4 protein-coding genes are annotated in these 7,693 nt (G+C 69.5%); 2 read left to right on the top strand and 2 right to left on the bottom strand.

Going from position 1 to position 7,693, the window contains the following annotated elements:
- Both D7Y13_RS34885 and D7Y13_RS34880 read left to right on the top strand, forming a co-directional pair.
- The coding region (locus D7Y13_RS34885; protein WP_147452559.1) for an HlyD family secretion protein at positions 1 to 1,198 on the top strand (1,198 nt) is incomplete at its 5' end.
- The gene (locus D7Y13_RS34880) at positions 1,195 to 2,772 is read left to right on the top strand and encodes a DHA2 family efflux MFS transporter permease subunit (protein WP_120582741.1); all 1,578 of its coding nucleotides are present in this window, start codon (positions 1,195 to 1,197) and stop codon (positions 2,770 to 2,772) included. The genes D7Y13_RS34885 and D7Y13_RS34880, both read left to right, overlap by 4 nt.
- Positions 2,773 to 2,782: 10 nt before the next feature.
- Here the strand turns inward: D7Y13_RS34880 and D7Y13_RS34875 are convergent, their stop codons facing one another.
- Complete coding sequence (locus tag D7Y13_RS34875) at positions 2,783 to 4,393, bottom strand: peptidoglycan-binding protein (RefSeq protein ID WP_120582740.1); 1,611 nt, start codon at positions 4,391 to 4,393, stop codon at positions 2,783 to 2,785.
- A gap of 312 nt (positions 4,394 to 4,705) precedes the next feature.
- A partial coding sequence (locus tag D7Y13_RS34870; protein ID WP_120630923.1) for a Dauer Up-regulated occupies positions 4,706 to 7,693 on the bottom strand: 2,988 nt, incomplete at its 5' end.

Genomic DNA, 7,693 nt, shown 5'->3' with positions numbered 1-7,693 from the left:
CTCCCCGGCCTCCCCCGCCACGCCCGCCGTGAAGGAGCGCCGCCGCACGCCGCTGCTCATGGGCTCGCTGGCGGTGGGCGCGGCACTGCTCGCCGGCGGATGGTGGCTCCTGCACCGGGGACAGCAGACGACGGACGATGCCCAGGCTGAAGGCCGGGTGATGAGCGTGGCCTCGCGCGTGGCGGGCCAGGTGCGGCGCGTGCCCGTGGTGGACAACCAGCGCGTGGAGGCGGGCCAGGTGCTGGTGGAGCTGGATCCGGAGGACTTCGCCGCCCGGCTCGCCGCGGCCCGCGCGGACCTGCTGGCCGCGCGCGCCTCCGCCGACAGCGCGAAGGCGACCCTCTCCCTCACCGAGCGGACCGCGCCCGCGTCGCTCGCCCAGGCGGAGGGCGGCCTCACCTCCGCCACCTCCACGCTGGAGTCCGCGAAGGCCGCCATCGCGCAGGCGGACGCGGAGGTCGCCGCCGCGACGTCGCGCCAGCTCTTCGCGGCCACGAACCTGCGCCGCGCACGGGAACTCTTCGCTCAGCAGGCCCTGGCCCAGGCGGACGTGGACCTGCGCCAGACAGAGCTCGACGCGGCGGACGCGCAGCTGGAGCAGGCGCGGGCCCGGCGGGTGTCCGCGGACGCCACGGTGGCGGGCTCCCACGGCGGCGTGACGCTGGCCCGGGGACGGCTGAGCGCGGCCCAGACGACCGGCGAACAACTGGCCGCGGCGCGCGCCGCGCTGGCCCTGGCCGAGGCTCGGGTGCAGCAGGCGGAGGCCGCCGTGCGGCTGTCGGAGCTGAACCTCTCCTACACCACGGTGCGCGCCGCGCGCTCCGGCGTGGTGTCGCGCCGCTCCGTGGAGGAAGGCCAGACGGTGGGCCCGGAGCGGTCGCTGATGGCCATCGTCCCGCGCGATGACGTCTGGGTGGTGGCGAACTTCAAGGAGGACCAGTTGGAGCGCGTGCAGCCCGGCCAGCGGGCGCGGGTGCGCTTCGACATGTACGGGCGGCGCGACTTCCCGGGCCACGTGGAGAGCCTGTCGCACGGCACCGGGTCCCGCTTCGCGCTGCTGCCACCGGACAACGCCAGCGGCAACTTCGTGAAGGTCGTGCAGCGCGTGCCGGTGCTCATCCGCCTGGACACCGCCCCGGACGTGGAGCTGCGCCCGGGCATGAGCGCCGAGGCCACCGTCTACACGGACGCGCCATGAGCACCGGCACGGCCCCCGCCGGTGAGGAAGCCACGCTGCTGACGGGCAACAAGACGCTCATCACCCTGGGCGCGATGTTCGCCGGGCTGATGGCCTTCCTGGACATCTCCATCGTCAACGTGGGGCTCAACGACATCCGCGCGAGCTTCGGCACGCCGTTGGATCAGATCGCCTGGGTGTCCACCGCGTACGCGATGGCGAACATCACCATCATCCCGCTGTCGGGCTGGCTCTTGAAGCGCTTCGGCTTCCGGCGCTACTACACCGCGTCCATCCTCATCTTCACCGCCGCGAGCGTGCTGTGCGGCCTGTCGTGGGACCTGCCTTCGCTGGTGGTGTTCCGCGTGCTCCAGGGCCTGGGCGGCGGCGCCATCATCCCCACGTCCCAGAGCGTGCTGTTCTCCCGCTACCCGGAGCGGCAGCACGGCATGGCGGGCGCGCTGTTCGGAATGGGCGCCATCACGGGGCCCCTCTTGGGACCCAGCGTGGGCGGCTACCTCATCGACCTGTCGTCCTGGCACTGGGTCTTCCTCATCAACGTCCCCTTCGGCCTGTTCTCCGCCTGGGTCGCGTGGAGGCACCTGAAGCAGCCGGGCTTCGAGCCGGAGCGCGCGCCGGTGGACCGCTTCGGCATCGCGCTGCTCGCGGTGGGCATGGTGTCCATGCAGTACGTGCTGGAGGAGGGCAACCGCGAGGGCTGGTTCGAAAGCGCCACCATCACCGTGCTCGCCTGCGTGGCGGTCATCAGCCTGGTGGGGTTCGTGAGCCACGAGCTGGAGACGCGCCACCCGGTGGTGGAGCTGCGCATCTTCCTCAACCGGGCCTACGCCGCGGCGACAGGGCTCAACTTCCTCATCGGGACGGCCATCTTCGCGGGGTCCCTGCTCCTGTCGCTCTACTGCGGCACGGTGATGCACTACCGGGCGCTCGACATCGGGAAGGTGTTCCTCTTCGGCAGTTGGATCCAGCTCTTCATCTTCCCGCTGGCAGGCCGGCTGGTGACGCGGATGGATCCACGCAAGCTGCTGGTGGTGGCCAACGCCGGCATCTTCACCAGCCTGTGGCTCAACGCCCACCTGACGGCCCAGGCGGACATGTCCAGCCTGGTGACGCCGCTGTTCATCCGGGCGGTGGGAACGGGCTTCGGCTTCGTCCCGCTCACCTTCCTCGCCGTCACCGCGCTGCCCGCTTCGCAGCGTCCGGGCGGCACCGCGCTCTTCAGCCTCACCCGCGAGCTGGGGGCCTCCATCGGCACCGCGTGGATGAGCACGCTGCTGGACCGGGAATCCCACCGCGCCTACGCGGCCATCACGCAGCATGTGGACGCCTACAACCCGTGGGTCCAGGAGCAACTGGCCACGCTGAGCGCGGGCCCTGGAAGCAGGCTCTTCGCACCCGACGCCGCCGCGCTCGCGGTCCTGCAACACCGCATCAGCGAACAGGCGTTGGTGAAGGCCTTCAACAGCGGCTTCCTGTTCCTGGCCTTGAGCTTCCTGGCCGCGTCGGTCCTCATCGTCTTCATGAAAAAGCCCGGTCCGTCACCGGACCGGGCTTCACTTGACGGGGCTCACTGAGCCGACTTCATCAGTCGCGCTGGATGGCGCCCTTCGGGACCAGGATGACGACTTCCTTGCAGTCCGAGTAGATGATGGACGGCATGTCCTTGTAGTTGTGCGTCGTCTTGCCGCCGTTGCGCACGATGCCCATGTCGTTGCCCTTCGAGCCGCCGCTGTAGTCCCAACCGTGGCGCGACTGGAAGATGATGGCACCGTCCGGGACCTTGCCTTCCGCGACGAGCTTCTTGTACTGGTCCGCGGTCACCACGTTCGCGGTGGCGTTGCCGTACGGGCTCTTGATGGTCTGCTGACGCGAGCCGGGGAACGGGATGGAGTCCCAGCCCTTGCGCAGCATCTGCGCCATGCCGCCGCGCGGGTTGTTCGGGTCATTGCCCGTCGCCGCGGGGGTGTTCGGGATGCCCAGGCGGCTCATGTTGTCCAGCGTCGTGCGCACGCAGTAGCCCGTCGCGCCGTTGTTCAGGGACGAGGTGGCCAGCTTCTTCAGCGTGGGGTCGTTCGTGTTGATGCGGACGCCGTTGCCCAGCACCGCGCCGTTGTTGTTCGTCGCGCCGGTGGTGTTGTTGGTGTTCGTGCCGGTCGTCGTGTTGCCGGGCTTCACGCCACCCGTCGTGTTCGTGTTGCCGGTGTTCGTCGTGTTGCCGGTGCCGCGGGTGTTCTGCAGCGTCTGGAGCGTGGTGGGACCCACGTGACCTTCCGCCGTGCCCGGGCGCAGGTCGTGGGCCTTCTGGAACGCCGCCACGGCCTTCGCGGTGACGGGGCCGTACTTGCCGTCCGCCGGGATGCCCAGCATCTCCTGGATCTGCTTCACCGCGGGGCCCTGCATGCCCTCGCTCAGCTTCACGCCGCCGGCCTTCACCTGCTCCAGCGTCGGCGCCGTCGTCCAACGCTTGGGGCCCGCCTGCTCGAAGGAGTCCTTCGTCTGCGCGGGGCGCTGCGTGGTGGTGGAGGGCTGCGTGGGGGTGTTCGTGCCCGTCGCCCCGCCGAAGCTCGGCGCCAGCGCCTGCGCGCGCGCCCAGACGTCGTTGGAGTAGTCGTTGCCCGTGGTGCCCTGGTCCATGCCCGCCAGCGTGCGCACGTTGCCAGTGCCGGAGTTGTACGCCGCCACCGCGCCGCGCAGCTGCTGCGCCTCGGACCAGTCCGGGTGGTCCTTCTTCACGGTGTTGAGCATGCCCTTGAGGATGCCCGCCGCCTGGTCGATGTGCGCGGCGCTGGTGGGCCCGCCTTGCGTCTGGTGATAGCGGTGATCCACCTGCATCACGCCAAAGCCGTTGCCGCCGTCACCGTGGCCCGTCCGGTCCAGGGCCGCGCCACCGCGCGACTCGCGGCTCGCGATGGCCGCCAGCAGCGCCGGGGGCACACCGTGCTTCGCCGCCGCCGCCTCGATGGCCCCCTTGAACGGGAGGATCCGCTTGAGGTCCGCCTGCGCCATCTTCGTGGAGGCCGCCACACCCGGCTGCAGCCCGTCCTGACGCGCCGTGCGCGCCGACGCGCCCGTCGGCGTGTACTGCGAAAGGATGGCGTTCGGGTTCGCGGCGCCATTGCGCGCGGACGTCGCCGTCACTGCCTGGGAACGGGTCGAGTTCGTGCGCTGGGACGTCGTGGTCGCGGAGAGGCTCATGCGGGGATTTCCTCGGTAGAGGCTGTGATTCCTGTCCCGATTATCCAGATCACTCCCAGCGAGTTGCGCGAGATCCGAAAATTAAGATCTGCCAGTTAAACCTGTGTGAAATTTTCCGCTCAAACGTGTCTGCTTTGGAGTGTCTGTCACAACCAGGTTACAGCCGGGTCACGACCACACCGAGGGTCCGCCTCGATTCACAATCCATGACGCACCGCGATTAACGGAAAGATCCAGCGAGGTCCGAAAATGAAACGGGGCCTGCTCCCAGCTTGGGAACAGGCCCCGTCGGGGCGGAAAGTTACAGAGTGACTAGATGAACGGGACGCCCGGGACATCGTCGGGGATCAGGTCGCCCAGGAAGTCCTTCACGGAGTTGAAGGCGTCACCGGCCAGCTTGCCCACCTCCCCCGGGAGGTTCGCGAGCCCCTCCAGGGCGTCCTTGGCCGTTTCAATGCCCTTGCGCGCCAGATCATCCAGGTGGCCCACCGCGGCCTCCGCCAGCTGTCCGCCCGCGCCGGCCAGGTCCTTGAGCGCGTCCACGCCGGCATCGCCCAGGTCCGCGACCGCGACGAGCAGCTCCTTGCCGCCCTCGGTGAGGTTGTCCTTCCAGGCCTTGGCGACGTTGGTGAAGGCCTCCACGCCGTCCTTGAGCAGGTCCTTGGCGAAGTCCTTGGCCCACGTCACGCGGTTGTCGACGAAGTCCTTGATGGCGGTGGCCGCGGCCTTGGCGGCCTCGCCGCCCTTGCGGGCCAGGGACGACAGCGTGCTTCCCACCCACTCGCCTGCCTTCGTGAGGGCCTCGCCCGGGTTGGCCGCGATGTACTTCAGCGTCTCCACGGCCTTCTCACCCGCGTTGGCCAGCCCCTTCACCAGGCTCTCCGCCATCTGGACGCCCTGGGCGCCCAGGTCCTTCACGGAGTCCCAGGCCTTCTTCGCCAGCTCGCCGCCCTTGGCCAGGACGTCGGTGAGGGCCTCCTTGGCCTTGGTGGCGGCCTCGCCGGGGTTGGCGGCCGTCCAGGCCAGCAGCTCCAGGCCCTTCTCGCCCAGCTCCTTCGCCTTGTTCACCGTGTTGGAGACGAGCGTCGTCGCGCTGTTGATCAGCTCCTTCGCCTTCTCCTTCGCGGCGCCGGTGAGCTTGTCGTAGCCGGCCTTCAGGTCGTTCAGCGTGGAGACGGCCTTCTTGTAGAGGTCCTTGCCGGCCTGCGTGGCCAGGTCCACGCCCGAGTCGACGATGCTCTTGATGCCGTCGAGCGCCTTCTTCGCGGCCGCGCCCGGGTTCTGGGCGATGTACTTCAGCGTCTCCAGGCCCTTCTCGCCCAGCTTCTTCGCCTCGTCGACGACGTTGCCCAGGACCTTCTGGGCCTCCTTCGCCAGCTCGCCGCCCTTCTCGATGGCGGTGTTGAAGGCCTGGGTGGCCTGCTGCACCACGGCCTCGCCGTACTTGGACGGGTTGCGCACCACGTCCGCCAGCTTGTGGATGACGGCGGCGCCCGTCTTCAGGCCATCCCCCACGGCCTCCGCCTGCGACACGCCCACGAACTCGGCGAGCTTCACCGCGCCCTTGGCGCCCTTCTCCACGCCCCACTGCAGGAGCTGCGCTGCGCCCTCCGGGCCGTAGTAAGCGGCCATGTGCGCCAGCCCCGCCGGGCCCTGCGCCGCGGCACCGGCGATGTTCACGGCCTTCATCCAGTCCGGGGCCTTGTAGCCCTTCGGGTCGGCCTCGTACTTCGCCTTCTCCTGGCTGAAGCCAATGTCCATCGCCAGTTCGGCCGCGCCCAGGAGCACGCTGGCGCCCACGTCGACGGCCACGCCCACGCCGGTCAGGTCCAACGCGATGCCCAGGGCACCGTCCGCGGCGTTCAGCGCCGCGATGGTGTGCGCGAAGTAGCCCAGGTCGTTGTTCTTGCCGTGCAGGTCCAGCGATTCCTTCTCGTACTTCACCGCGTCGATGGCGTTGGGCAGCGCGCCCGCCACTGGGACGACCTTCGCCAGGTTCTTGAAGACCTTGCCGGCGACATCGGCGGTGATCTCCACGCCCACCTTGCCCAGCACCTTCTCCATCACCTTGAGGCCCTGGCCCACGAGCTTGCTGCCCGCCTTGTCCAGCAGCGGGCCCAGGCCCTTCATCGTCGTGTTGAGCGCGTCCGCGCCCACGCCGTCGGTGAACTTGAGCAGCGCCTTGAGCGCGCCGGAGTCCATCTCCGTCACGACCTTGGCCAGCACCTTGCCGGCGTCGTCATCCAGCTTGCCGGCGAGCTTCGCGAACTGCTCGGCCGTCTTCGGATCGGAGAGGACCTCGTTGAGGACCTTGTGCTCCATGCCGCCCAGCGCGCTCACCAGCCGCTTGCCCGCGTCAGCGTCCAGCGTGCCCAGCTGGCCCACCAGGGTGTCCAGGGCCTTGGGGTCGGTGATGCCCTTGAGGGCGGACTCCAGCGACTCCGGACCGCCCAGCTTCGTGGCGGCGGCGTTGAGCTTCTCCAACTGCTGGGGCGTGAGCTTCGATGCCAGCGCGGGGTCCAACCCCTTCACCGCCACCTCCGCCAGCCGAGTGCCCTGCTGGGCCACGTCCGCCGCGTTCTTCACGCCCGCGTTCTTCAGGAGCTCGGTGAAGCCCTTGAGGTCCTTCTTGAGGTCGGGCACCTCCGCGAGCAGCTGCGCGGCGGCCATCGCCTTGTCCTGGAGGGGGGCGTTGGGATCCGCCAGGGTGATGGCGGCGCCCGCGGCGCGCAGCGAACCATCCAGCTTGCGCAGGTCATTGGCCAGGGCCGGGAACTTGTCCCCGGCGAAGTCCTTGAGCGCCTTGCCCAGCTCCAGCGTGGCCTTCGCCTTGTCCGTGGCGGATGCGTTGGGGTCCGTCCACTTGCCGATGGCGCCAATGAGCTTGTCGGCGGCGGGCAGACCCTTGAGCGCGGTGTCCAGCACGCCCTTCAGGTCCTCCGGCTTGAAGATGTCCCCGGCGGCCTTCGCCAGGGTGAGGCTGGCCTGGGCCTTCTCCGTCACGCTCTTCTTCGGGTCCGTCAGCGTGCCCAGGGAGCTCAGCGCGTCCGCGTTGGTGGCCAGCTTCGCCAGCTTGTCGTCCTTGACGCCCAAGCGCTCCAGCGCGTTGGGGACCGTCTCCGGGAACTGCGAGGCCAGCTCGCCCAGGGCCGTGGCGCGCTCGGAGAACGTGCCGGTGCCCAGCTTGTTGAGCGAGTCGTAGGCCTTCTGCAGGTCCTCCTTGCCCTTCTCCTTCAGCTCCGGGAAGAGCTTGGGCAACTCCTCCGGCGTGGCGGGCAGCGCGTCCGCGCGGGGCGGCGG

Origin of the sequence: Corallococcus praedator (genome assembly GCF_003612125.1) — a bacterium.
In the GTDB taxonomy this organism is placed as follows: Bacteria; Myxococcota; Myxococcia; order Myxococcales; family Myxococcaceae; genus Corallococcus; species Corallococcus praedator.
This window is presented reverse-complemented; position numbering and strand designations above follow the sequence as displayed.

Bases quoted from the DNA above. Each gene is read 5' to 3' on its own strand.
- D7Y13_RS34880 (WP_120582741.1), top strand. From the start codon at position 1,195: ATGAGCACCGGCACGGCCCCCGCCGGTGAGGAAGCCACGCTGCTGACG.
- D7Y13_RS34875 (WP_120582740.1), bottom strand. From the start codon at position 4,393: ATGAGCCTCTCCGCGACCACGACGTCCCAGCGCACGAACTCGACCCGT.